Annotated in this window: 1 protein-coding gene; it reads right to left on the bottom strand. The window is 62.6% G+C overall.

Going from position 1 to position 377, the window contains the following annotated elements:
* Window positions 1–377: hypothetical protein (locus tag AB4Y92_RS26480; RefSeq protein ID WP_441822327.1), on the bottom strand; the 377-nt coding region annotated here is incomplete at both ends.

The following is a 377-nucleotide window of genomic DNA, read 5'->3' as shown; positions in this document are numbered from 1 at the left end:
TCTTCGGCACGCGCCACCTCCAGCCTCATCTCGGGAACGCGCTTGGCGAGCCAAACCACAAGCTGCTCCGCGTCGGTGCGCTTTCGTTGCGCAATATCCTCGATGTAGACATTCGCCACGGTGTTCGCGATCTCGGCTGCACGTCGCGGATCGGAGTCCGTCGCAACAACCGACAAGACTCTGGAACGTCGCTCTTGGCCGATCTTTACGGCGCGCTTCAATTGCGTGGCGAGCGCGCTTTCGTTGCTGTCAAGGGAGTGGCTGTCAACGGTACGCCGAAACGGCTGCGTGAGAGCCGACCAGGCGGCACCGAGCCCATTTTGGACACGGTGCAGCCAGGAATCCGGTTCGTTCGCCGCCACCCCTTCCTCATGGGC

The sequence above is a fragment of the Lysobacter sp. TAB13 genome (assembly GCF_052113885.1).
Taxonomy (GTDB): domain Bacteria; phylum Pseudomonadota; class Gammaproteobacteria; order Xanthomonadales; family Xanthomonadaceae; genus Lysobacter; species Lysobacter gummosus.
Note: the sequence above shows the minus strand (reverse complement) of the source record. Positions and strands in the feature narration are given on the sequence as shown.